Annotated in this window: 16 protein-coding genes, 4 tRNA genes and 1 pseudogene; 17 read left to right on the forward strand and 4 right to left on the reverse strand. The window is 40.9% G+C overall.

Translation table 11 applies throughout. The features are described 5' to 3' along the window. Nucleotides 1-2 precede the first annotated feature (2 nt). A complete protein-coding gene (locus tag D0T92_RS03385; RefSeq protein ID WP_151050231.1) occupies nt 3-2,126 on the forward strand; it encodes a sensor histidine kinase in 2,124 nt (707 codons plus the stop codon). Beyond that, nucleotides 2,116-3,399: a sigma-54-dependent transcriptional regulator gene (locus D0T92_RS03390; protein WP_151050233.1), complete on the forward strand. Its 1,284-nt coding sequence runs from the start codon at nt 2,116-2,118 to the stop codon at nt 3,397-3,399. Before D0T92_RS03385 ends, D0T92_RS03390 begins: the two co-directional genes overlap by 11 nt. A 155-nt stretch (nt 3,400-3,554) precedes the next feature. Here the strand turns inward: D0T92_RS03390 and D0T92_RS03395 are convergent, their stop codons facing one another. Further along, a complete protein-coding gene (locus D0T92_RS03395; protein WP_151050235.1) occupies nt 3,555-4,562 on the reverse strand; it encodes an IS5 family transposase in 1,008 nt (335 codons plus the stop codon). 509 nt (nt 4,563-5,071) lie between these two features. Here D0T92_RS03395 and D0T92_RS03400 point away from each other — a divergent pair. From D0T92_RS03400 to rpoC, 15 genes and pseudogenes are all read left to right on the forward strand, one after another. After that, nucleotides 5,072-6,475: an OmpP1/FadL family transporter gene (locus D0T92_RS03400; RefSeq protein WP_191963663.1), complete on the forward strand. Its 1,404-nt coding sequence runs from the start codon at nt 5,072-5,074 to the stop codon at nt 6,473-6,475. A gap of 192 nt (nt 6,476-6,667) precedes the next feature. Further along, nucleotides 6,668-6,919, forward strand: a complete 252-nt coding sequence (locus D0T92_RS03405; RefSeq protein ID WP_151050237.1) for a YfhL family 4Fe-4S dicluster ferredoxin — start codon at nt 6,668-6,670, stop codon at nt 6,917-6,919. 99 nt (nt 6,920-7,018) lie between these two features. Continuing rightward, nucleotides 7,019-7,102 (forward strand) — tRNA-Tyr (locus D0T92_RS03410). Nucleotides 7,103-7,147: 45 nt separating this feature from the next. Further along, nucleotides 7,148-7,221: transfer RNA gene (locus D0T92_RS03415), tRNA-Gly, on the forward strand. Between the two features lie 8 nt (nt 7,222-7,229). Next, nucleotides 7,230-7,304, forward strand: a tRNA-Thr gene (locus D0T92_RS03420). A 43-nt stretch (nt 7,305-7,347) separates the two neighbouring features. Beyond that, nucleotides 7,348-8,532: an elongation factor Tu gene (gene tuf / locus D0T92_RS03425; protein WP_151049960.1), complete on the forward strand. Its 1,185-nt coding sequence runs from the start codon at nt 7,348-7,350 to the stop codon at nt 8,530-8,532. A gap of 6 nt (nt 8,533-8,538) precedes the next feature. Beyond that, nucleotides 8,539-8,614, forward strand: a tRNA-Trp gene (locus D0T92_RS03430). A 449-nt stretch (nt 8,615-9,063) separates the two neighbouring features. Then, nucleotides 9,064-9,225: pseudogene (secE, locus tag D0T92_RS11505) on the forward strand (preprotein translocase subunit SecE); the annotation flags it as partial. Nucleotides 9,226-9,227: 2 nt separating this feature from the next. Next, nucleotides 9,228-9,764 carry a transcription termination/antitermination protein NusG gene (gene nusG, locus D0T92_RS03440; protein WP_151050241.1) on the forward strand — a complete coding sequence of 179 codons (537 nt, stop codon included), beginning with the start codon at nt 9,228-9,230 and terminating at the stop codon, nt 9,762-9,764. 119 nt (nt 9,765-9,883) lie between these two features. Beyond that, entirely contained in the window at nt 9,884-10,315 is a 432-nt protein-coding gene (rplK, locus tag D0T92_RS03445) for a 50S ribosomal protein L11 (RefSeq protein ID WP_151050243.1), read from the forward strand. Continuing rightward, complete coding sequence (gene rplA, locus D0T92_RS03450) at nt 10,315-11,007, forward strand: 50S ribosomal protein L1 (protein WP_151050245.1); 693 nt, start codon at nt 10,315-10,317, stop codon at nt 11,005-11,007. Before rplK ends, rplA begins: the two co-directional genes overlap by 1 nt. A 236-nt stretch (nt 11,008-11,243) precedes the next feature. Further along, nucleotides 11,244-11,744 carry a 50S ribosomal protein L10 gene (rplJ, locus tag D0T92_RS03460; protein ID WP_151050247.1) on the forward strand — a complete coding sequence of 167 codons (501 nt, stop codon included), beginning with the start codon at nt 11,244-11,246 and terminating at the stop codon, nt 11,742-11,744. A gap of 47 nt (nt 11,745-11,791) precedes the next feature. Then, nucleotides 11,792-12,163, forward strand: a complete 372-nt coding sequence (rplL, locus tag D0T92_RS03465; protein WP_151050249.1) for a 50S ribosomal protein L7/L12 — start codon at nt 11,792-11,794, stop codon at nt 12,161-12,163. 262 nt (nt 12,164-12,425) lie between these two features. Next, nucleotides 12,426-16,604, forward strand: a complete 4,179-nt coding sequence (gene rpoB, locus D0T92_RS03470) for a DNA-directed RNA polymerase subunit beta (RefSeq protein ID WP_151050251.1) — start codon at nt 12,426-12,428, stop codon at nt 16,602-16,604. Between the two features lie 124 nt (nt 16,605-16,728). Next, nucleotides 16,729-20,907 (forward strand): DNA-directed RNA polymerase subunit beta', encoded by a 4,179-nt coding sequence (gene rpoC, locus D0T92_RS03475; protein WP_151050253.1) that lies wholly within the window; start codon nt 16,729-16,731, stop codon nt 20,905-20,907. Between the two features lie 337 nt (nt 20,908-21,244). Here rpoC and mscL read toward each other — a convergent pair whose 3' ends face one another. From mscL to D0T92_RS03490, 3 genes are all read right to left on the reverse strand, one after another. Continuing rightward, a complete protein-coding gene (mscL, locus tag D0T92_RS03480; RefSeq protein ID WP_151050256.1) occupies nt 21,245-21,676 on the reverse strand; it encodes a large-conductance mechanosensitive channel protein MscL in 432 nt (143 codons plus the stop codon). Between the two features lie 288 nt (nt 21,677-21,964). Next, complete coding sequence (locus D0T92_RS03485; protein ID WP_151050257.1) at nt 21,965-22,444, reverse strand: disulfide bond formation protein B; 480 nt, start codon at nt 22,442-22,444, stop codon at nt 21,965-21,967. Nucleotides 22,445-22,524: 80 nt separating this feature from the next. Continuing rightward, entirely contained in the window at nt 22,525-23,406 is an 882-nt protein-coding gene (locus tag D0T92_RS03490; RefSeq protein ID WP_151050259.1) for a prephenate dehydrogenase, read from the reverse strand. Between the last annotated feature and the right edge of the window lie 7 nt (nt 23,407-23,413).

Here is a 23,413-nt window from a genome sequence, read left to right on the forward strand (position 1 = left end):
CAATGCGCTATTTTCTTTTAACGGCAGGGTTGCTTTCCTTTTTATCGCTTTATATTTTAACGTTGGCAACCAAAAATGATAGTATTTTAAGTGATTATTTTTGGTGGATTATCGCATCAAGTATAGGGTTAATTGTTGTTTTACTAACCGTATTGATACGTTATGTTTTGCTATTGATGCATGATTTACGGAATGGTATTTTCGGCTCACAAATAGCCCGTAGATTGGCAGGCATGTTTACACTGGTTGCTGTATTACCAGGATTGTTTCTTTTTGGTGTTTCTTCCCAGTTTATTTCTAACAGTATTAATTCTTGGTTTGGTAATGATACGCATGAAGCACTTGAGCGCGGAGTAAATCTTAGTAAGTCAGCGCTAAACCTGGCTTTAGATAATACGATACGTGATGCCTCTGTATTACAAGTAGATTTAATCAGTACATTTTCTACTGGAGCGGATTTAAGTAAAAAATTAGCAACCATTCCTGATATTGATAAATTTGATCAATTAGTGATATACGATTTAAATGTTGGTAATGTCGATGTTGTTCGTAATCTCAATAGATTACCTCCCCCTGTTTTAGATAATGCTTCTCGTAGTTTATTGGAAGAGACTGGCTCTGCAGGGAGTATAGAAAATCATAATAATATTTTATATGCAAGAGGATGGTTGCCTTTAGGTAGTGATGCTGGTCATGAGTATGCACTCTTTTTTCGGCAGGTTATTCCAGAAAATGTCGCCCAAGATGCTACGTTAATTGAAGCTGCTCGTGCAAAATATGCTGAGTTAACGTATGCGAAGCAGGGGTTGCAAACTTTTTTCCTGGTTACTTTATTAGTAGCAACCTTGCTGGCTATTATGTTGGCATTGGTTGTAGCACTTTATTTTGCGCGCCGTTTTGTTGAGCCTGTTTTATCGTTGGCAGAGGGCGCAAGAGCTGTTGCAAAAGGTGACTTTTCTCAAAAAAGGCCTATTTATCGAAATGATGAGTTTGGCAGGTTAACACATTTGTTTAACCATATGACGGAGCAGCTTAGTATTGCTAAAGATGTAGACGAGCGTAACCGTTTGCAGCAAGAAGCAGCACGCCATTATTTGGAATGTGTGTTAGCCAGTTTGACTACGGGCGTTGTGACTGTCGATGATACAGGCCGTCTGAAAACATATAATGAAAGTGCCGAGCATATTTTGGGTGTATCATTGAAAGAGTTGGAAGGAAGTAGTTGGTATAATTGGACAGGGAAGGCACCACAACAAGCAGTTTTAGCAGAAACATTTGCATCAATAGTTGATACTGCACCACTGGATAAACCTATTCAGTTAAGTTATGCAGCACCGGATGAAACCCGTATTTTATTAGCTAAAGCCACTATTTTGCCTGATGATAACGATAATGGGATTGTCATGGTATTTGATGATATTACTGCTTTAGTTCGTGCTCAAAAAGAAGCTGCATGGGGCGAGGTGGCAAAAAGATTGGCACATGAAATACGTAATCCGTTGACACCGATTCAACTTTCGGCGGAAAGGTTGGCATGGAAATTGCATGATAAGTTGGATGGCGTAGATGCGCAGATACTTACTCGTTCTACCGATACCATTATCAAACAGGTTGCAGCTTTAAAAGAAATGGTTGAAGCATTTAGAAACTATGCTCGTGCTCCTTCTCTTAAATTCGAACAGCTTAATTTAAACCAAATCATTGAAGAGGTTTTACTTTTATATGAAGGTAGTGCATGTACATTTAAGGCTGATTTGAGTAATATAGCCCTAACTATAGCAGCCGACACAACGGCCATGCGTCAGGTTTTACATAATATTTTAAAAAATGCAGCGGAAGCTGCAGAAAGTAGTACTTCCCCGCTTGTGTATGTTCAGACTTATCTGGATGGTAGTCAGGTTGTATTGAAAGTATCGAATAATGGCAAAAGCTTTAGTAAAGAAATGTTGCATCATGCTTTTGACCCTTATATTACCGATAAGCCGACAGGCACAGGTTTGGGATTGCCTGTAGTAAAAAAAATCATTGAAGAACATGGCGGTCGCATTAGCTTGAGTAATCTTGTAGAAGGTGGTGCGTGCGTCAATATAATCTTACCCGGATTGGTAGAAACTTATGCGCAGTAGCGATATTTTAATTGTTGATGATGAAATCGGTATCCGTGATCTTTTATCTGAGATTCTTCAGGATGAGGGATATACAGTAACTTTGGCTGAAAATGCCGAAGAAGCTCGTCAACTCAGACATCAAGTACGCCCAGCTATGGTATTGCTGGATATTTGGATGCCGGATTGTGATGGCATCACTCTTTTAAAAGAATGGGCAAAAAACGGGCAGCTTAATATGCCGGTAGTTATGATGAGCGGTCATGCGAGTATTGATACTGCCGTAGAGGCAACGAAAATCGGTGCGCTGGATTTTCTTGAAAAACCTATTGCATTACAAAAACTGCTCACTACTGTTGATAGGGCATTAAAATATGGTGAAATGCAGGCAGCATCTGGTTTATTGCTAGATAAATTAGGTAATAGCCCTTCTATTCAAGAACTCAATCGTACACTTGATGTAGCTATTAAAAAAAATAAATCTGCCTTGCTTTATGGTGAGCCCGGTTCACCTTTTGAATTAGTTGCACGCTATTTTCATAAAAGTGGTACACCATGGGTTGAGCCGAGTAAAACTGAACATATTGTCGATATTCCAAATGAGTTACTACAGAAAGCTTCCGGCGGTATTCTATATTTGGGAGATATTGCTCAATATAGTAAAAGCTTACAACAAGGGATCGCATTTTTATTGTCAAAGGCAGAGCGGAGTAATGTACGTATTATTTTTGCCAGTAGTCGCTACCAAGGTGATGCGATAGAAAATCAGATAGATACAAAACTGCAAGATACTTTACCTTCTTGTATTGTTGAAATCCCTCCGTTGCGCAATCAGTCTGAAGATATCGTTTTTTTTGTTGAACAAATTCTAAGTGAATTGGCAGAAACTCAAAAAATTCCTTTAGTTAAATTTAGTCCTGGTGCATTGAGTATGTTAAAACAATATGATTGGCCGGGTAATCTTGAGCAGCTAAGAAGCATCGTAAAAAATTTAGCATTGGCATCTAAAGAAAATTTTGTAGATGAGCCTGAGGTTAGTGCTGTGTTAGGTGATGTGACACGTCTACCAGTATCAGAGATGGTTGGTGGGTTTAATTTTAATATGCCTTTACGTGAACTTAGAGAAGAGCTTGAGCGACGCTATTTTGAATATCATATTGTTCAAGAAAATCACAATATGAGTCGTGTTGCTCAAAAAGTAGGCTTGGAGCGAACACACCTTTATCGCAAGCTAAAGCAATTAGGTATTAATTTTTCCCGTAGAGGAAGTGATAAAAAACAATTGGAATCATAACTTATTTTGATATACCAAAACATTAGGCCGAGACCTTTGCGAAATAGTCCTTCACCCGACAGCCGAACTCCAAACACAGGATTTCGGCTGTTTTTGACCGCAATATCCCCTTTATTACTCCTCAGATGCCTAATTAATAGGCATCCGGCTGCCTTTTAGGCAGCAATAGGCGCACGTAGCCTGTTGGCCGCCTTCAACAGGTTCAGACATATCGCTTTCAGATGGCTTTGCGCCGAGACTTTCTCCAGCCCGAAGTAGGCTGCCCGCGCATAGCGGAATTTACGGTGCAGCGTACCGAAACTCTGTTCCACTACATAACGGGTTTTCGATAAATGTTTGTTGCGGCGGGTTTGCGCTTCCGTCAGCGGACGGTTGCGGTGGGATTTACTCATAATGCCGTCTTTCAGTTTATATTCTTCCAGATGCTTTCTGTTTTCTGCACTGTCGTAACCTTTATCCGCATAGACGGTAGTCTCTTTGGCCATGCCTGCCAACAAAGGCAACAGATGTTTGCACTCGTGGGCATTGGCCGCTGTAATATGCAGCTTCTCAATATAACCTTCCGCATCGGTACGGGTGTGCTGCTTATAGCCTAATTGATGGTGACCGTTCTTCTTCACCCAACGGGCATCTTTGTCTTTGCTCGGTGTGGTTTGACCGGTTACCTCTCCTTCGCTATCAACCTCTATAGACTGACGTTGCTTACTGCCGGCCGTCTGAATAATCGTCGCATCAATAACGGCAGCCTGCGCTTTCTCTACCTTTAAGCCTTTTTCAGTCAGTTGGCGGTTAATCAAATCCAACAGTTCGGCCAAGGTATTGTCTTGTGCCAGCCAGTTGCGGTAACGGCAAAGGGTACTGTGATCGGGAATATTCATCTCGTCAAAATGACAAAACAGGTTGAAATCAATACGGGTAATAAGACTGTGCTCGAGTTCGGGGTCGGAAAGACTGTGCCATTGGCCGAGTAAAACGGCTTTAAACATAGCCAATAAGGGATAGGCGGGGCGGCCGCGGTGTTCTCGGATATAACGGGTTTTCTGACGATTCAGATACTGCTCTACCGGCTGCCAATCAATTACCTGTTCGAGCTTTAATAAAGGAAAGCGGTCAATGTGTTTGGCAATCATGGCTTGGGCGGTTTGCTGAAAGAACGTACTCATGAGAAATCCCTTAAATATCTTTGGTGAAAAATTTAAGGGATTTTTAGGGTTTTTGCAAAGGTCTCAGGCCGTCTGAAAAAAATTCAGACGGCCTAATATCTTGTATTTAATAGGCTTTTTTGTGTTATTCAAATAAAATATAATTTTATGTATATTTAATTTTTTAAGATGTTGTATAAGATAAATTTTTACATAAATACAACATATGATAAATAAATCTTTATATTTCTCTAAAAAATATTACATCTAATAAAAACTTCATTATAAAATTGAGTTTATGCACTAAAGTTTCATTTTATCTTTTAAGGTGCTTGTAATAGTTGATGTTGCTTATTTTGGATAGATTATTGCAATATTTCCAATCCCTACCTTTGGAGCTTCAATGCGAATTTTGTTGTATATTTTTTTAAGTAAATTCGTATTAAATGGGTGGGTTTATATAATATCTGAGTTATTTTTGATATATGAAGTTCACTATCTGATTTTAAATAGTTTAAAAGTAGAGTCTTATGAATAAATACACATTACACTATATCCCTTTATCTATTATGGCTGTTTTTGCTATGCCGGGTGTTCAGGCATCTGGTTACCATTTTGGTACACAATCTGTTTCCGCGCAAAGTACAGCCAATTCATCTGCTGCAGAAGCAAGTGATGCCTCCACACTATTTTATAATCCGGCGGGGCTGACAAAATTAGATGGACATGAAGTCTCTGCATCCATTAATTTTGTAGCACCTAGCGTCAAGTATAGCGAAGCAAATGCAATTTATAATGGTGGAACAGAAGTTACCACTAGCTCTAGAAGCGGAAAAATCACACAAGATATCGTGTTTGCACCTCACTTATATGGTGCCTATAAAGTAAATGAGGATATAACAGCCGGTTTGGGTGTTTATGTTCCTTTTGGTTCTGAAACAGAATATGATCGGGATTCTGCTCTAAGATACAATTTAAATAAAACAGAGCTAACTTCTATAGCAGTTGAGCCGGTATTGGCATATAAGCTAAATGAAAAACACTCTATTGCAGTGGGAGCCATTGCACAACACAGTTCTGCAGGATTAAGAAAATATGCAGACTGGGGAGCCTCCGCTCGTCCGAATATTGATACTAATGGGCTAGGTATTTTGGATGGGCATGCTGAAGTGAAAGGTAAAGATTGGGGATTTGGTTACCATTTAGCATGGATGTGGGATATCAATGAGAATACAAGGGTGGGTATTAATTATCGCTCACATATTAAACATAACTTAAAAGGAAATGCTGACTGGACTGCAGATGGAGTGGTGGCTAAGCAAATTTATGCCCAAACTATTGGGCAAACTATTGAAAATGGTGGAACAGGCTATGTGCCGCATGAAAAAGCCAGTCTGAAAATTACGACACCGGAATCTTTGTCAGTTCATGGGTTGCATCGTATTTCATCTAAATGGAATGTTTTTGGCGATGTAACCTGGACACGCCATTCACGTTTTAACAGGGCGGAACTAAAATTTGAAAATCCCAAACGTACACTTAGTGGGCAACAATCCAATCAAACCGTGATTTTACCTAATTGGCGTAATACTTATAAAGTGGCGCTTGGGGCATCATATCAAGTAAATGATCCCCTTCAAGTGAGATTTGGTGTTGCTTATGATCAATCTCCAGTGCGTAAAGCGCAAGAACGATTAGTTACTATGCCGGATAGCAACCGAATTTGGTATTCTGTTGGTGCTAAGTATAATTTAAATAAAAAACATGCATTCAATATTGCGTATAGTCATATACATATACAAAATGCCAATGCTATTGTATCCGGCCAACCTTCTAATGCAGCAGTAACCACGGTTGATAGTAATGTTTCATCTTTTGCGCGCTATAAAAGCCGTGCAAATATTTTGGGGCTTCAATACAATTATAAATTCTGAGCTTAAATATTATATTTAGCTATATAATATGATTAATTCTTTCGTTGAACTTAAAATGTGATTACCATAAAGCCATCTGATTCAGATGGCTTTGTTTTTGAATTTATTGGTAATAATAGAAAAAATTAATTTGAAGAGCCTTGTGTTATAATTCAAAATCGGTTTTGAAATTTAAGATTTGTGAGGAAAAAAATGTCTCTCTTTATTACGGATGAGTGCATTAATTGTGATGTTTGTGAGCCCGAGTGTCCTAATGACGCAATTTCTCAAGGGGAAGAAATTTATGAAATTAACCCTAGTTTGTGTACTCAGTGTGTCGGGCATTATGATGAACCACAATGTCAGCAGGTTTGTCCTGTAGACTGTATTTTAATTGATGAAGAAAATCCTGAAACTGAAGAAGAGTTACAGGCTAAGTATGAGAGAATTATTTTTGAAAAATAAAGTTATTTAAAATTAATGCTATAGTTGTAAGAAAAAAATAATATGGTTGAATTGTCTTGACTCAAAAAAATAAATCTATATAATCACGTTTCTCTTTATGGAGGGATTCCCGAGCGGCCAAAGGGGGCAGACTGTAAATCTGTTGCGAAAGCTTCGAAGGTTCGAATCCTTCTCCCTCCACCATAATCCAATCATAAAAATGTTGGAGCAGAGAATAAATTAAAGTAAGCGGGTGTAGCTCAATGGTAGAGCAGAAGCCTTCCAAGCTTACGGTGAGGGTTCGATTCCCTTCACCCGCTCCAAATAATCAGCCCATGTAGCTCAGGGGTAGAGCACTCCCTTGGTAAGGGAGAGGTCGGCAGTTCAATTCTGCCCATGGGCACCATCAGTTAATTGCAAACAAAAAGCTTTAGGAATAGGAAATTGCCATGGCTAAAGAAAAATTCGAGCGGAGTAAACCGCACGTAAACGTTGGCACCATTGGTCACGTTGACCATGGTAAAACCACATTGACTGCTGCATTGACCACTATCTTGTCTGAGAAATTTGGCGGTCAGGCTAAAGGTTACGATCAAATTGATAATGCTCCGGAAGAAAAAGCCCGTGGTATTACCATTAATACTTCACACGTAGAATACGAAACTGAAACCCGTCACTATGCACACGTAGACTGTCCGGGACACGCCGACTATGTGAAAAACATGATTACCGGTGCTGCTCAAATGGATGGTGCGATTTTGGTATGTTCTGCAGCAGACGGTCCTATGCCGCAAACTCGTGAACACATCTTGTTGGCTCGCCAAGTAGGTGTTCCTTACATTATCGTATTTATGAACAAATGCGATATGGTTGATGATGAAGAGTTGTTGGAATTGGTTGAAATGGAAATCCGCGACTTGTTGTCTAGCTATGATTTCCCTGGTGATGACTGTCCGATCGTTCAAGGTTCTGCATTGCGTGCTTTGGAAGGCGATGCTGGTTACAAAGAAAAAATTTATGAATTGGCAGCAGCTTTGGATAGCTACATTCCGACACCTGAGCGTGCTGTTGACAAACCGTTCTTGTTGCCGATTGAGGATGTATTCTCTATTTCAGGTCGTGGTACTGTCGTAACAGGCCGTGTTGAGCGTGGTATTATCAATGTTGGTGACGAGATTGAGATTGTAGGTCTGAAAGAGACTCAAAAAACCACTTGTACCGGTGTTGAGATGTTCCGCAAGCTGTTGGATCAAGGTCAGGCTGGTGATAACGTAGGTGTGTTGCTGCGTGGTACTAAACGTGAAGACGTTGAACGTGGTCAAGTATTGGCTAAACCTGGTTCTATTACGCCGCATACTAAGTTCAAAGCTGAAGTATATGTGTTGAGTAAAGAAGAGGGTGGTCGTCATACTCCGTTCTTTGCGAACTATCGTCCTCAATTCTATTTCCGTACGACCGACGTAACTGGAGCGGTATCTTTGGAAGAAGGTGTGGAAATGGTAATGCCGGGTGAGAATGTAACGATTTCAGTAGAGCTGATTGCTCCGATTGCTATGGAAGAAGGTTTACGCTTTGCCATTCGCGAGGGTGGTCGTACCGTAGGTGCCGGTGTAGTGTCTTCTATCATTGCTTAAAGTTTAAGGCCAGTAGCTCAATTGGTAGAGTATCGGTCTCCAAAACCGAGGGTTGGGGGTTCGAGACCCTCCTGGCCTGCCATATTAAAAATTAACCGGCCTAGTGCCGGTTAATTTTTTATTTTAATATTTGCGATTAGTTAAATTTGGTAGGTAATTTAAATAAGTAAAATAATAGATATTATGTTTTATGAGTATCTATCCTAAGTTTATTGTGTTTAATGGAAAAATGGAAAAATAATGACTGAGAATACACCGCAAGGTAAAGAAGAAAAGCTTTCGTCAGTTATAGAAACTAAAAATAAGTTATCTAATAAAAATGAAGATAATACAGGCTTTAAGGGTGCAGATGTATTTAAGTTGTTGATTGCTTTTGCATTTGTCGCAGTAGGCGTTTGGGCTTTTTATGATTATTCACACCTACCTATTTATACCCGATATTTATTTCCAGCTGTTGGCATAATCTTGGGATTAATTTTGGTGTTGTATTGGTGCGATTTTGGTAAGAGGTTGGTTTCATATATTAAAGCATCAATAGTCGAGTTCAAAAAAGTTGTTTGGCCAGTGCGTAAGGATTCACTGAGGATGACTATATTTGTGGTTATATTTGTAGCAATCTTATCATTATTTATTTATGCGGCCGATAGTTTGATTTCATGGCTGTTTTTTGACTTGTTGTTAAAGAGAGGATAAAGATGGCTAAACGTTGGTATGTTGTGCAAGCTTACTCTGGCTTCGAAAAAAATGTACAGAAAACATTACAAGAGCGTATTGCCCGAGAAGGAATGGAAAGTTATTTTGGTCAGATTTTGGTACCTGTTGAAGAAGTGATGGATATTAAAAATGGTCGAAAAACAGTTAGTGAAAGAAAATTTTTTCCTGGGTATGTGCTGATAGAAATGGAAATGACTGATGACTCTTGGCATTTGGTTAAAAGTACACCAAGAGTTTCTGGTTTTATTGGTGGTAAAGCTAATCGCCCTACGCCTATTACTAAAAAAGAAGTCGATTTAATATTGCAGCAGGTTCAATCTGGGGTTGAAAAGCCTAAACCGAAAGTTGAATTTACAGTTGGGCAGCAAGTTAGAGTTAATGAAGGGCCATTTGCTGATTTTACTGGTGTTGTTGAAGAAGTAAATTATGAGCGCAATAAATTACGCGTTTCGGTTCAGATTTTTGGTAGAGAAACGCCAGTAGAGCTTGAGTTTAATCAAGTAGAAAAAATACAATAAAACATTGTTGCTGATTTGTGTTTGATTGATTTTAATTAATTTATTAGTTATAATACTAGCTTAACTTTTTTGGGAAGCGGATTTTCTGCGTTTGACCCGTTTTTAGGAGTGTATTAAAAGTGGCAAAAAAAATTGTAGGTTACATTAAGCTGCAGATTCCTGCAGGTAAAGCTAATCCATCTCCTCCCGTAGGCCCGGCTTTGGGACAACGTGGATTGAATATTATGGAGTTTTGTAAAGCATTTAATGCTGCAACACAATCCATGGAGCCAGGGTTGCCGATTCCAGTTGTTATTACTGCTTTTGCGGATAAATCATTTACTTTTGTGATGAAAACGCCGCCGGCAACTATTTTGCTGAAAAAAGCTGCTGGTGTTCAAAAAGGTAGTTCTAATCCTTTGACAAATAAAGTGGGCAAAGTGACTCGAGCTCAGTTGGAAGAAATTGCAAAAACTAAAGAGCCGGATTTGACCGCTGCTGATTTGGATGCTGCTGTTCGTATTATTGCCGGATCTGCTCGTTCTATGGGCTTAGATGTGGAGGGTGTGTAATGGCTAAAATTTCTAAACGTTTAAAGGCTTTGCGCTCCTCTTTAGAGGCTAATAAGCTACATGTGATTGATGAAGCAATTGCTTTGGTAAAAAAATCTGCCACTGCTAAGTTTGATGAATCTATTGATGTTTCTTTTAACTTAGGCGTTGATCCGCGTAAATCAGATCAAGTTATTCGTGGTTCTGTTGTTTTACCTAAAGGTACTGGTAAAACTACTCGTGTAGCTGTTTTTACTCAAGGTGCAAATGTTGAAGCTGCTCAAGCTGCTGGTGCAGATGTAGTTGGTTTTGAAGATTTGGCTGAAGAGGTCAAAAAAGGCAATTTAAATTTTGACGTTGTGATCGCTTCACCAGATGCCATGCGTATCGTTGGTCAATTAGGTACGATTTTAGGTCCTCGTGGTTTAATGCCAAACCCTAAAGTTGGTACTGTTACACCAAATGTTGCTGAAGCAGTAAAAAATGCGAAAGCAGGCCAAGTTCAATATCGTACTGATAAATCAGGTATTGTGCATGCTACTATTGGTCGAGCTTCTTTTTCTGAAGCTGATTTGCGTGAAAATTTCAATGCTTTGTTAGATGCAGTCGTTAAAGCCAAGCCTGCTGCTGCTAAAGGTCAATATTTGAAGAAAATAGCCTTATCGAGCACAATGGGTTTGGGTGTTAGAGTTGATACTTCAAGTGTCAATTAAATAAAATTTTAAACAGCATTATATAAGTTGTATTTATTAATGCTGTTTAAAATTGGGCTACTTATTTTTAAGTAGATGTCCAAGACCGTAGGGATCGTAAGATTTAATCATAACTGCCCTACGCAGACGGTAGTCCTGAATCGAATAATCAAGTATTTCTTGTAAAATGTCTTTTTAGGTTGCCGCGCTGATGGAATACTAACAGTATTTCTTCTTTTAACAGTGGGAGGTAGACCTTGAGTCTCAATATTGAAACCAAGAAAGCAACAGTAGAAGAGATTAGTAGTGCGATTGCTAATGCTCAAACTATGGTAGTTGCTGAATATCGCGGTATCAGTGTTGCAAGCATGACTGAACTTCGTGCTAATGCACGCAAAGAAGGTGTATATTTGCGTGTTTTAAAAAATACATTAGCTCGTCGTGCTGTTGAGGGAACTTCATTTGCTGCTTTAGCGGATCAAATGGTTGGTCCTTTGGTATATGCTGCATCTGAAGATCCTGTTGCTGCTGCAAAAGTGCTGCATCAATTCGCGAAAAAAGATGACAAAATTATTGTTAAGGCAGGCTCTTACAATGGTGATTTATTAGATGTCGCCCAAGTAAGTGAATTAGCTTCTATTCCGAGCCGTGAAGAGTTGTTATCTAAACTGCTGTTCGTTATGCAAGCGCCTGTTTCAGGTTTTGCGCGTGCTTTGGCTGCTTTGGCTGAGAAAAAAGCTGGTGAAGAAGCTGCTTAATTAGTTTTGTTTTAATTATTTTTTATATAAATTTGGAGTTAAATAGCATGGCTATTACTAAAGAAGACATTTTAGAAGCAGTTGGTTCTTTGACCGTTATGGAATTGAATGACTTGGTTAAAGAGTTTGAAGAAAAATTTGGTGTATCTGCTGCAGCTGTTGCTGTTGCTGGTCCTGCAGGTGCTGGTGCTGCGGCCGCTGAAGAAAAAACTGAATTTGACGTAGTTTTGGCTTCTGCTGGCGATCAAAAAGTGGGTGTGATTAAAGTAGTCCGTGCTATCACTGGTTTAGGCTTGAAAGAGGCTAAAGACATGGTAGACGGCGCACCTAAAACAGTTAAAGAAGGCGTTTCTAAAGCTGAAGCTGAAGAGATCCAAAAACAACTGGAAGATGCTGGCGCGAAAGTTGAAATTAAATAATCATTTCGCGAGAAATAAGGCTGGTAGATTTTTCTGCCAGCCTTATTTCACTTGTTTTTATGCTGATCATTAAATATTTACATTTATTAACATTTTTAAATTGAATTATTTGAAAATAAATGTAAATATTTAAGTTTAATTATTTTCTATTAAGTTGTTACTTGTCTTGTTATTCACTTAAGTTTTAAGTGCATTAATCACTTTTTATGCTTAATTCTAAAACTTTGTTTGATGATAAAGCCTCCCACTAATGGAGTATTGTATGAGTTATTCTTTTACCGAGAAAAAACGTATTCGTAAGAGTTTTGCCAAAAGAGCGAATGTGCTTGGTGTTCCTTTTTTGTTGGCAACACAGCTAGACTCTTATTCTAAGTTTTTACAGTTGGATAAATTATTTAATCAGCGTAATGATGAAGGTCTTCAGGCTGCATTTAATTCTATTTTCCCAATTGTAAGTCATAATGGTTATGCAAGATTAGAATTTGTACATTATGTTTTAGGTGAGCCATTATTTGATATTCCTGAATGTCAATTACGTGGAATTACCTATGCAGCTCCATTACGCGCTCGCATTCGGTTGGTGATTTTAGATAAAGAATCTTCTAAACCAACGGTGAAAGAAGTACGTGAAAATGAAGTATATATGGGTGAAATACCCTTAATGACACCTAGTGGCTCATTTGTCATCAATGGTACAGAGCGTGTGATTGTTTCTCAGTTGCATCGTTCGCCAGGTGTGTTTTTCGAGCATGATCGTGGTAAAACTCACTCATCGGGTAAGTTGTTATTCTCTGCCCGTATTATTCCTTATCGTGGGTCTTGGTTAGATTTTGAATTTGATCCTAAAGATTTATTATATTTCCGTATTGACCGTCGTCGTAAGATGCCGGTAACTATTTTGTTGAAAGCACTTGGGTATGATAGCGAGCAAATTTTAGATATTTTCTATGATAAAGAAACCTTTTATCTTTCTAAAAATGGTGTTCAAACTGATTTGATTGTTAATCGCCTTAAAGGTGAAACTGCCAAATTAGATATTGTTGATAAAGACGGAAATGTATTGGTTGCCAAAGGCAAGCGTATTACTGCTAAAAATATTCGCGATATCAGCAATGCAGGGCTCACACGCTTAGATGTTGATCCGGAAAGCTTGCTGGGTAAAATATTGTCTGCTGATTTGATTGTTCCTGATACAGGTGAAGTTTTAGCTGCGGCAAACGAAGAAATCACTGAAGAATTATTAGCCAAATTAGATATTCACGCAGTTGAAAAAGTGGAAACACTTTATATTAATGAGTTGGATCAGGGGGGCTACATATCCAATACATTACGTACGGATGAGACGGCTGATCAACAAGCAGCACGAGTAGCTATCTATCGTATGATGCGACCAGGTGAGCCGCCAACAGAAGAAGCTGTAGAGTTACTCTTTAACCGTTTGTTCTTTAATGAAGACAGTTATGATTTGTCTCGTGTGGGACGTATGAAATTTAATACCCGTACTTACGAGCAAAAATTAACTGATATTCAAACGAACTCATGGTATGGACGTTTATTAAATGAAACGTTTGCGGATGCGGCAGAAAAAGGCGGATTTGTTCTGAGTGTGGAAGATATCGTTGTTTCTATTGCCACTTTAGTTGAGCTGCGTAATGGACATGGTGAAGTAGACGATATTGACCACCTGGGTAACCGCCGTGTGCGCTCTGTTGGTGAATTGGTTGAAAATCAATTCCGTAGTGGATTGGCTCGTGTTGAGAGAGCCGTTAAAGAACGCTTGAATCAGGCTGAATCTGAGAATTTGATGCCGCATGATTTGATTAATGCCAAGCCTGTTTCAGCGGCGATTAAAGAATTTTTTGGCTCTAGCCAACTGAGCCAATTTATGGATCAGACGAATCCATTATCTGAAATTACCCATAAACGCCGTGTATCTGCTCTTGGCCCGGGTGGTTTGACTCGTGAGCGTGCGGGTTTTGAGGTGCGAGACGTGCATCCGACTCATTATGGTCGGGTATGTCCGATTGAAACACCAGAGGGTCCGAACATTGGTTTGATTAACTCGTTGTCTGTTTATGCGCGTACCAATGAATATGGTTTCCTGGAAACACCTTACCGTCGTGTTATCGATGGAAAAGTAACCGATGAAATTGATTATTTGTCTGCTATTGAAGAAGGTCGTTATGTTATTGCGCAGGCAAATGCGGAATTGGATTCAGACGGCAACTTGACTGGTGATTTGATTACCTGTCGCGAAAAAGGTGAAACCATTATGGCCACGGCCGACCGTGTTCAGTATATGGATGTAGCAACAGGCCAAGTGGTATCGGTAGCAGCATCATTGATTCCATTCTTGGAGCATGACGATGCGAACCGCGCCTTGATGGGTGCGAACATGCAACGTCAAGCCGTACCTTGTTTGCGTCCGGAAAAACCGATGGTCGGTACCGGTATTGAACGTTCCGTAGCGGTGGATTCTGCAACTGCTATTGTGGCTCGCCGCGGAGGTATTGTTGAATATGTTGATGCAAACCGTATTGTAGTGCGTGTGCATGATGCTGAAGCTACGGCAGGTGAAGTTGGCGTCGATATTTATAATTTGATGAAATTTACCCGTTCAAACCAATCTACCAATATTAATCAACGCCCTGTCGTGAAGGCGGGTGACGTATTGCAACGTGGTGATGTGGTAGCTGATGGTGCATCCACCGATTTGGGTGAGTTGGCTTTAGGTCAAAATATGACTATCGCCTTTATGCCTTGGAACGGATACAACTATGAAGATTCAATTTTGATTTCAGAGAAAGTAGCGGCAGATGATCGCTACACCTCTATTCATATTGAAGAATTAAATGTGGTTGCGCGTGATACCAAGCTTGGTGCAGAAGATATTACTCGAGATATTCCGAATTTGTCTGAGCGTATGCAAAATCGTTTAGATGAATCAGGCATTGTATATATCGGCGCTGAAGTGGAAGCAGGGGATGTTTTGGTGGGTAAGGTAACACCTAAAGGTGAAACTCAACTGACGCCTGAAGAAAAACTACTGCGTGCCATTTTTGGTGAAAAAGCCTCAGATGTTAAAGATACTTCTTTGCGCATGCCAACTGGTATGAGCGGTACAGTAATTGATGTTCAAGTATTTACACGTGAAGGTATTCAACGTGATAAACGGGCACAAGCTATTATTGATTCAGAATTGAAACGTTACCGCCAAGATTTAAGCGATCAATTGCGTATTTTTGATAACGATGCCTTTAGTCGTATTGAGCGCATGATTGTTGGCCAAAAAGCCAATGGCGGACCTCTGAAATTAGCTAAAGATAGTGATATTACATCTGAATATTTGGCTTCTCTGCCTAGCAAACATGACTGGTTTGATATCAGACTGGCAGATGAATCACTGGCAAAACAATTAGAGCTGATTAAAGTCAGCTTGCAGCAAAAACGTGCGGAAGCCGATGAATTATATGAAGTGAAAAAGAAAAAGCTGACTCAAGGCGACGAATTGCAGCCGGGTGTTCAGAAAATGGTTAAAGTATTCATCGCCATCAAACGTCGTTTGCAAGCCGGTGACAAGATGGCAGGTCGACATGGTAATAAAGGTGTTGTATCCCGCATTCTGCCTGTAGAAGACATGCCTTATATGGCAGACGGCCGTCCGGTAGATATCGTGTTGAACCCGTTGGGCGTACCTAGCCGTATGAATATCGGTCAGATTTTGGAAGTCCATTTGGGTTGGGCGGCAAAAGGCATTGGTGAGCGTATAGACCATATGTTGGCCGAACAAAGAAAAGTAAGTGATATCCGCGCCTTCTTGAACCAGCTCTATAACAGCAGCGGTAAGCAGGAAAACCTTGATGATTTAAGTGATGAAGAGATTTTGGTTTTGGCTGAAAACTTGAAAGATGGTGCCACTTTTGCTTCACCTGTGTTTGACGGCGCAAAAGAAAACGAAATCTACGAGATGTTGAATCTTGCTTATCCGAGTGAAGATCCGGAAATACAAAAACTGGGCTTTAACGACAGCAAAACACAAATTACATTATATGACGGCCGCTCCGGCGAACCGTTTGACCGTAAAGTGACTGTCGGTGTGATGCATTATTTGAAACTACACCACTTGGTTGATGAAAAAATGCATGCCCGTTCTACCGGTCCTTATAGTCTTGTGACACAACAACCGCTCGGTGGTAAAGCCCAATTCGGTGGCCAGCGTTTCGGTGAGATGGAGGTGTGGGCGCTAGAAGCTTACGGTGCAGCCTATACCTTACAAGAGATGTTGACAGTGAAGTCGGATGACGTGACAGGCCGTACCAAAATGTACGAAAACATCGTTAAAGGTGAGCATAAAATCGATGCCGGCATGCCGGAGTCTTTCAATGTATTGGTGAAAGAAATCCGCTCATTGGGCTTGGATATCGATCTGGAACGTTATTGAATAATTACGGAACCGGTTTCAGACGGCCTATTTTAAGGAGGCCGTCTGAAAAAAGATTTTCAAATAAGTGGCTTTAAAATTTGTTATAGGCCGTCTGAAAATTACCGTTCCAAAAGGAGCAAAAATGAATTTGTTAAACTTATTTAACCCGTTGCAGTCTGCCGGTATAGAAGAAGAATTTGATGCGATTAAAATTGGTATTGCATCTCCGGAAACTATCCGATCATGGTCTTATGGAGAGGTTAAAAAACCTGAAACCATTAACTATCGTACCTTTAAGCCTGAACGTGATGGTTTGTTCTGTGCCAAAATTTTCGGCCCGGTTAAAGACTATGAATGTTTGTGCGGTAAATACAAACGCTTAAAATTTAAAGGCGTAACCTGTGAAAAATGTGGCGTTGAAGTAACGTTGTCCAAAGTACGTCGTGAACGTATGGGACATATTGAGTTGGCTGCGCCTGTTGCGCATATTTGGTTCTTGAAATCCTTACCTTCCCGTTTGGGTATGGTATTGGATATGACGCTGCGCGATATTGAGCGTGTATTGTATTTTGAGGCTTTTGTTGTCACCGATCCCGGTATGACACCGTTGCAACGTCGCCAATTGTTAACCGAAGACGATTACTACACCAAATTAGAAGAATATGGTGATGATTTCGACGCCAAAATGGGTGCCGAAGGCGTTCGTGAATTATTGCGAAGCTTGGATATCACTTCAGAAATCGAAGTGTTGCGTCAAGAATTGGAATCAACAGGTTCTGATACTAAAATCAAAAAAATTGCTAAACGTTTGAAAGTACTGGAAGCATTCCAACGTTCAGGTATGAAACTTGAATGGATGATTATGGATGTGCTGCCGGTGTTGCCGCCTGATTTACGTCCGTTGGTACCGTTGGATGGCGGTCGTTTTGCGACTTCTGATTTGAACGACTTATATCGTCGCGTAATTAACCGTAATAACCGTTTGAAACGTTTATTGGAGTTGCATGCGCCTGATATTATTGTTCGCAATGAAAAACGTATGCTGCAAGAAGCTGTAGATTCATTGTTGGATAACGGCCGTCGCGGTAAAGCCATGACCGGTGCGAATAAGCGTCCGTTGAAATCATTGGCCGATATGATTAAAGGTAAAGGCGGTCGTTTCCGTCAAAACCTGCTGGGTAAACGTGTCGACTATTCCGGCCGTTCCGTGATTACCGTTGGCCCTTACTTGCGTCTGCATCAATGCGGTTTGCCGAAAAAAATGGCTTTGGAATTGTTTAAGCCGTTTATTTTCCATAAATTGGAAAAACAAGGCTTGGCTTCAACCGTAAAAGCGGCAAAAAAATTGGTCGAGCAGGAAGTACCGGAAGTTTGGGATATTCTGGAAGAAGTGATTCGCGAACATCCGATTATGTTGAACCGTGCGCCGACATTGCACCGTTTGGGTATTCAGGCTTTCGAACCGATTTTGATTGAAGGTAAAGCCATTCAGCTTCACCCGCTGGTTTGTGCGGCATTTAATGCCGACTTCGACGGTGACCAAATGGCCGTTCACGTTCCGTTGAGTTTAGAAGCACAAATGGAAGCGCGTACATTAATGTTGGCTTCTAATAACGTGTTGTCTCCTGCTAACGGCGAACCGATTATTGTACCTTCACAAGATATCGTATTGGGTCTGTATTACATGACCCGTGACCGCATCAATGCAAAAGGTGAAGGCAGCTTGTTTGCCGATGTTAAAGAAGTACATCGTGCCTACCATACCAAACAGGTTGAGCTCGGTACCAAAATTACCGTTCGTTTGCGTGAGTGGGAAAAGAATGAACAAGGAGAGTTCGAACCTGTTGTTAAGCGCTATGAAACAACGGTCGGTCGCGCTTTATTGAGCGAAATTCTGCCTAAAGGATTGCCTTTTGAATATGTTAATAAGGCATTGAAAAAGAAAGAAATTTCTAAGCTGATTAATGCTTCGTTCCGTTTGTGCGGATTGCGTGACACAGTTATTTTTGCCGACCATCTGATGTATATGGGCTTCGGTTTTGCAGCAAAAGGCGGTATTTCGATTTGTGTCGACGACATGGAAATTCCGAAAGAGAAAGCCTCATTGTTGGCTGAAGCACAAAGCGAAGTGAAAGAGATTGAAGACCAATACCGTCAAGGCTTGGTAACCAATGGCGAGCGCTATAACAAAGTAGTCGATATTTGGGGTCGTGCCGGCGATAGAATCGCCAAAGCGATGATGGATAATCTTTCTACGCAGAAAGTGCTTGACCGTGATGGTAATGAAGTCGATCAAGAGTCGTTTAACTCTATTTATATGATGGCCGACTCCGGTGCTCGTGGTTCGGCTGCACAAATTAAACAGCTTTCCGGTATGCGTGGTTTGATGGCGAAACCGGATGGTTCCATTATTGAAACGCCGATTACCTCTAACTTCCGTGAGGGTCTGACTGTATTGCAATACTTTATTGCGACACACGGTGCGCGTAAAGGTTTGGCGGATACCGCGTTGAAAACAGCCAACTCAGGTTATCTGACCCGTCGTTTGGTTGATGTGACCCAAGATTTGGTGGTGGTGGAAGACGATTGCGGTACCACTGATGGCTTTGTCATGAAGGCCGTTGTACAAGGTGGTGATGTGATTGAGCCGCTGCGTGACCGTATTTTAGGCCGGGTAACTGCTTCCGATGTGATTGATCCTTCAAGCGGAGAAACCTTGGTAGAGGCGGGTACATTATTAAATGAGCAATTGGTCGATATCATTGACCAATCCGGTGTCGATGAAGTTAAAGTCCGTACGCCGATTACTTGTAAAACCCGTTATGGCTTGTGTGCACACTGCTATGGCCGTGACTTGGCACGAGGCAAGCTGGTGAATACCGGTGAAGCGGTTGGTGTGATTGCCGCTCAGTCTATCGGTGAGCCGGGTACTCAGTTGACCATGCGTACGTTCCACATCGGTGGTGCGGCTTCCCGTGCCGCAGCTGCAAGCCAAGTAGAGGCTAAGTCAAACGGTACCGCACGTTTTAGCAGCCAAATGCGTTATGTTGCCAACAATAAAGGCGAGTTGGTGGTGATTGGCCGCTCCAGTGAGTTGGTAATTCATGATGAAATCGGCCGTGAACGTGAGCGTCATAAAGTACCTTACGGTGCCATCTTGTTGGTTCAAGACGGTGCGGCGGTGAAAGCGGGCCAAACCTTGGCAACATGGGATCCGCATACCCGTCCGATGATTACCGAACATGCCGGCTTAATTAAGTTTGAGAATGTAGAAGAGGGCGTAACCGTTGCCAAACAGACTGATGATGTAACCGGTTTGTCTACATTGGTTGTGATTGACGGTAAGCGTCGTTCCGTATCTGCTTCTAAATTGTTGCGTCCGACCGTTAAACTGTTAGACGAAAACGGTGAAGAAATTTGTATGCCGGGTACGAAAACTGCAGTATCGATGACATTCCCTGTCGGTGCGGTGATTACGGTTCGGGAAGGCCAAGAAATCGGTAAGGGTGATGTATTGGCGCGTATTCCGCAAGCTTCATCTAAAACCCGTGATATTACCGGTGGTCTACCGCGTGTAGCCGAGTTGTTTGAAGCGCGTGTACCTAAAGACGCAGGCATGTTGGCCGAAGTAACTGGTACCGTATCGTTTGGTAAAGAAACCAAAGGCAAACAGCGTTTGATTATTACCGATGTTGACGGTGTAGCTTATGAAACGCTGATCTCTAAAGAGAAACAGATTTTGGTGCATGACGGTCAAGTAGTAAACCGTGGTGAAACCATTGTAGACGGTGCCGTTGATCCGCATGATATTCTGCGTTTACAAGGCATTGAAGCTTTGGCACGCTATATTGTGCAAGAGGTACAAGAGGTTTACCGTCTGCAAGGTGTGAAGATTTCCGATAAACACATTGAAGTGATCATCCGTCAAATGCTGCGTCGTGTGAATATTGCTGATGCCGGTGAAACGGGCTTTATTACTGGTGAGCAAGTTGAGCGCGGTGATGTGACCTTGGCCAATGAGCGGGCGGAAAAAGACGGCAAAGAGCCGGCTCGTTACGAAAATGTGTTATTGGGTATTACTAAAGCATCATTGTCAACCGACAGCTTTATTTCAGCCGCTTCATTCCAAGAAACAACGCGAGTGCTGACAGAAGCTGCCATTATGGGTAAACAAGACGAACTGCGTGGTTTGAAAGAGAACGTGATTGTAGGCCGTCTGATTCCGGCCGGTACAGGTTTAACTTACCACCGTACTCGCCGCCAAACATGGCAGGCTCATCATGAAGCTGAAGTCAATGAACAAGTTGATGAAGCACAATAAAGTTATTACTTATCTTTATTGAAAAAAACGCCAATTGAAATTTCAATTGGCGTTTTTTATGAAAGTAAATAGGATAGGTATTTGTATCATTTAAGCGAAATGTCAATATTTCTTATTGGAGGTTTTAATATCGCTATCTTATAAGGTTAGTTTCCTATATTGCTATATATCTTTTCAGTTCTATGTTTTATTAAATAGATTAAGACATCAGTCTGTGTAAAATGTTTTATATGCAAGTATTTAGGTATTGTTTTATTTTGATTTACTTTAAAGTGATATAGAAATTAAAAGGCCGTCTGAATATTCAAACGGCCTTTAATAAGTAAATAGCTGTGTATTATTTGTTCAATGAATCACGAATTTCACGTAATAGTAAGATTTCTTCAGAAGGTTCTGCAGGTGCTTCTTCTACTACGGGTTGCTCACGTTTCATTTTATTAATTAGTTTGATAACAATAAAAATAGCCGCTGCCACAATCACGAAGCTGATCAGTGTATTGATAAACAGGCCGATATTCATAGTTACCGCACCTACTTCTTGTGCTGCTGCAACACTAGCATAAGGCGCTGGTGTTGTACCTTCTTTTAGCGTAATAAAAAGGTTGGAGAAATCTACACCACCAATCAATATACCGATAGGCGGCATAATGACATCGTCTACCAAAGATTTAACAATGCCACTGAAGGCTGTACCGATAACCATACCGACAGCTAGGTCGATTACGTTACCGCGCATAATAAACTCTTTAAATTCTTTTGCTAAAGACATTACATTTCCTTTCTTGAAATCATATATGCAATAATGAATATTGTTGTTCTAAACCCAAACTGCGCATGGTACTGGATTTATTGCAACAATATGTATTTGATTGTTAAGTTTTGTTTTTTCGGCAGATAATTGCAGTTTTAGTTTCCATCAGAACTCAAAAAAGACCGTCTGTTAAGAAATGTAGTATTTTTACCAAAAGCAAAAAGGCCGACCTAAGCAATCCGGAGTATTGAATACTGCCTGTGCATTTAGTCAGCCCTTGAGCCATAAAGTTCATCATAAGTTGTGTTAACGGTTTTTAAACCAACTACCCCATAGTAATAATAGTACAAAGCCGAAATACAAAATGCTCCATACAGGTAAGGGAATACCTAAAAAATAATCAGGTATGGCACAGTCACCAAACCCTCTGATGATTGGTTCGTATAAATCGAACAGCGGCCAATCACGTAAACGAAATGTCCAAGGAGCGCCGCAAGAGGGGGCTGTGCCGGGAGGTAGGCTTTGAAGGTAAATTTGGTAGATAGCGACCCCCATACCGTACAAGGCAGGAATGCTCACTAAAATAGCACGTACGGTACGACCTAATCGGGTGGCCTGTTTGCCAAATACAGTAAGCAGGGCCATTATGCCGACAGCGATAACGGCCAACCGTTGCAAGATACATAATACACAAGGATTCATTCCCATGACGTATTGTGCAAAGAGTGAGCCGATAGTGGTCAGTATGGATAATACAACAATTAACCACAGTGATTTTCGAAACATATTTGTTATGACTCCATTTTTTGTATTCGATATGGGTTTAAGATTACCTGAATAAGTTTCAGACGGCCTTTAGCTTGTATCTATTGTAATGCAGCCCAAGCATCTCTGGCCTGCTTTGCTTGTTCAAAGTATCGGTGAAGTGCATCAGTATCACCATTCTCCAACATTGTAGCGAGTCGGGCTAGTTGGGCTTGTTGTCCACTTAATAATGCAAGCAGACTATTTTTATTTTCTAAGCAGATATCTGTCCAAATATCCGGATGGCTGGAGGCTATGCGGGTGAAATCGCGAAAACCTGAAGCGGCAAAATCAAAATAAACCTGTCCTTTTGGATGGTTCGCTATCTGATTTACATAAGCATAAGCTAAGACATGTGGCAGGTGTGATACTGCTGCAAAAATACTGTCGTGCTCGCTGGCACTCATTTGATGAGTCTGTGCGCCGACAGCCTGCCACAATGATGATACCCAATTCAAACTTTCAGTGTCTTCCTGTCCATGGGGGCAGATAATCAGCTTTTTATCTTGGAACAAGCCGAATTGAGCTGCCAAAGCACCACTGCGGTCTGAACCGGCAATAGGATGAGTTGCAATGCAGCGGGGCAAGTGATGCGGTAGATATTTTTGAAATGAATTGATTGCAGATTGTTTGGTACTACCGACATCAATTAATACACTATGTCTGTCAAGCACGTCCGAAAGTTGATGACAAACAGTAGGCAAGGTAGAAACAGGTGTTGCTATAATCACCAAATCGGCTCCGGCAAGTGCTTCGGTAGTAATCTGATTGAAAGCCACATCAATCACTTTGCGTTCTATTGCCCGTTCAAGATTGTCACGGTTAAGATCAATACCTGTTACCGAGGTTACCAAACCTTTATGTTTTAAATCGAGTACAAACGAACCACCTATCAGGCCGACACCTATTAGGGTAATATGTTTGGGCGGAGTAGGATTATTCATTGGACAG

Origin of the sequence: Neisseria zalophi (assembly GCF_008807015.1) — a bacterium.
GTDB lineage: Bacteria > Pseudomonadota > Gammaproteobacteria > Burkholderiales > Neisseriaceae > Neisseria > Neisseria zalophi.

Coding starts and splice junctions, on each gene's coding strand:
- rplL (WP_151050249.1), top strand. CDS start 11,792: ATGGCTATTACTAAAGAAGACATTTTAGAAGCAGTTGGTTCTTTGACC.
- D0T92_RS03385 (WP_151050231.1), top strand. CDS start 3: ATGCGCTATTTTCTTTTAACGGCAGGGTTGCTTTCCTTTTTATCGCTT.
- D0T92_RS03395 (WP_151050235.1), bottom strand. CDS start 4,562: ATGAGTACGTTCTTTCAGCAAACCGCCCAAGCCATGATTGCCAAACAC.
- mscL (WP_151050256.1), bottom strand. CDS start 21,676: ATGTCTTTAGCAAAAGAATTTAAAGAGTTTATTATGCGCGGTAACGTA.
- rpoB (WP_151050251.1), top strand. CDS start 12,426: ATGAGTTATTCTTTTACCGAGAAAAAACGTATTCGTAAGAGTTTTGCC.
- D0T92_RS03390 (WP_151050233.1), top strand. CDS start 2,116: ATGCGCAGTAGCGATATTTTAATTGTTGATGATGAAATCGGTATCCGT.
- D0T92_RS03490 (WP_151050259.1), bottom strand. CDS start 23,406: ATGAATAATCCTACTCCGCCCAAACATATTACCCTAATAGGTGTCGGC.
- D0T92_RS03485 (WP_151050257.1), bottom strand. CDS start 22,444: ATGTTTCGAAAATCACTGTGGTTAATTGTTGTATTATCCATACTGACC.
- tuf (WP_151049960.1), top strand. CDS start 7,348: ATGGCTAAAGAAAAATTCGAGCGGAGTAAACCGCACGTAAACGTTGGC.
- rplA (WP_151050245.1), top strand. CDS start 10,315: ATGGCTAAAATTTCTAAACGTTTAAAGGCTTTGCGCTCCTCTTTAGAG.
- rpoC (WP_151050253.1), top strand. CDS start 16,729: ATGAATTTGTTAAACTTATTTAACCCGTTGCAGTCTGCCGGTATAGAA.
- D0T92_RS03405 (WP_151050237.1), top strand. CDS start 6,668: ATGTCTCTCTTTATTACGGATGAGTGCATTAATTGTGATGTTTGTGAG.
- D0T92_RS03400 (WP_191963663.1), top strand. CDS start 5,072: ATGAATAAATACACATTACACTATATCCCTTTATCTATTATGGCTGTT.
- nusG (WP_151050241.1), top strand. CDS start 9,228: ATGGCTAAACGTTGGTATGTTGTGCAAGCTTACTCTGGCTTCGAAAAA.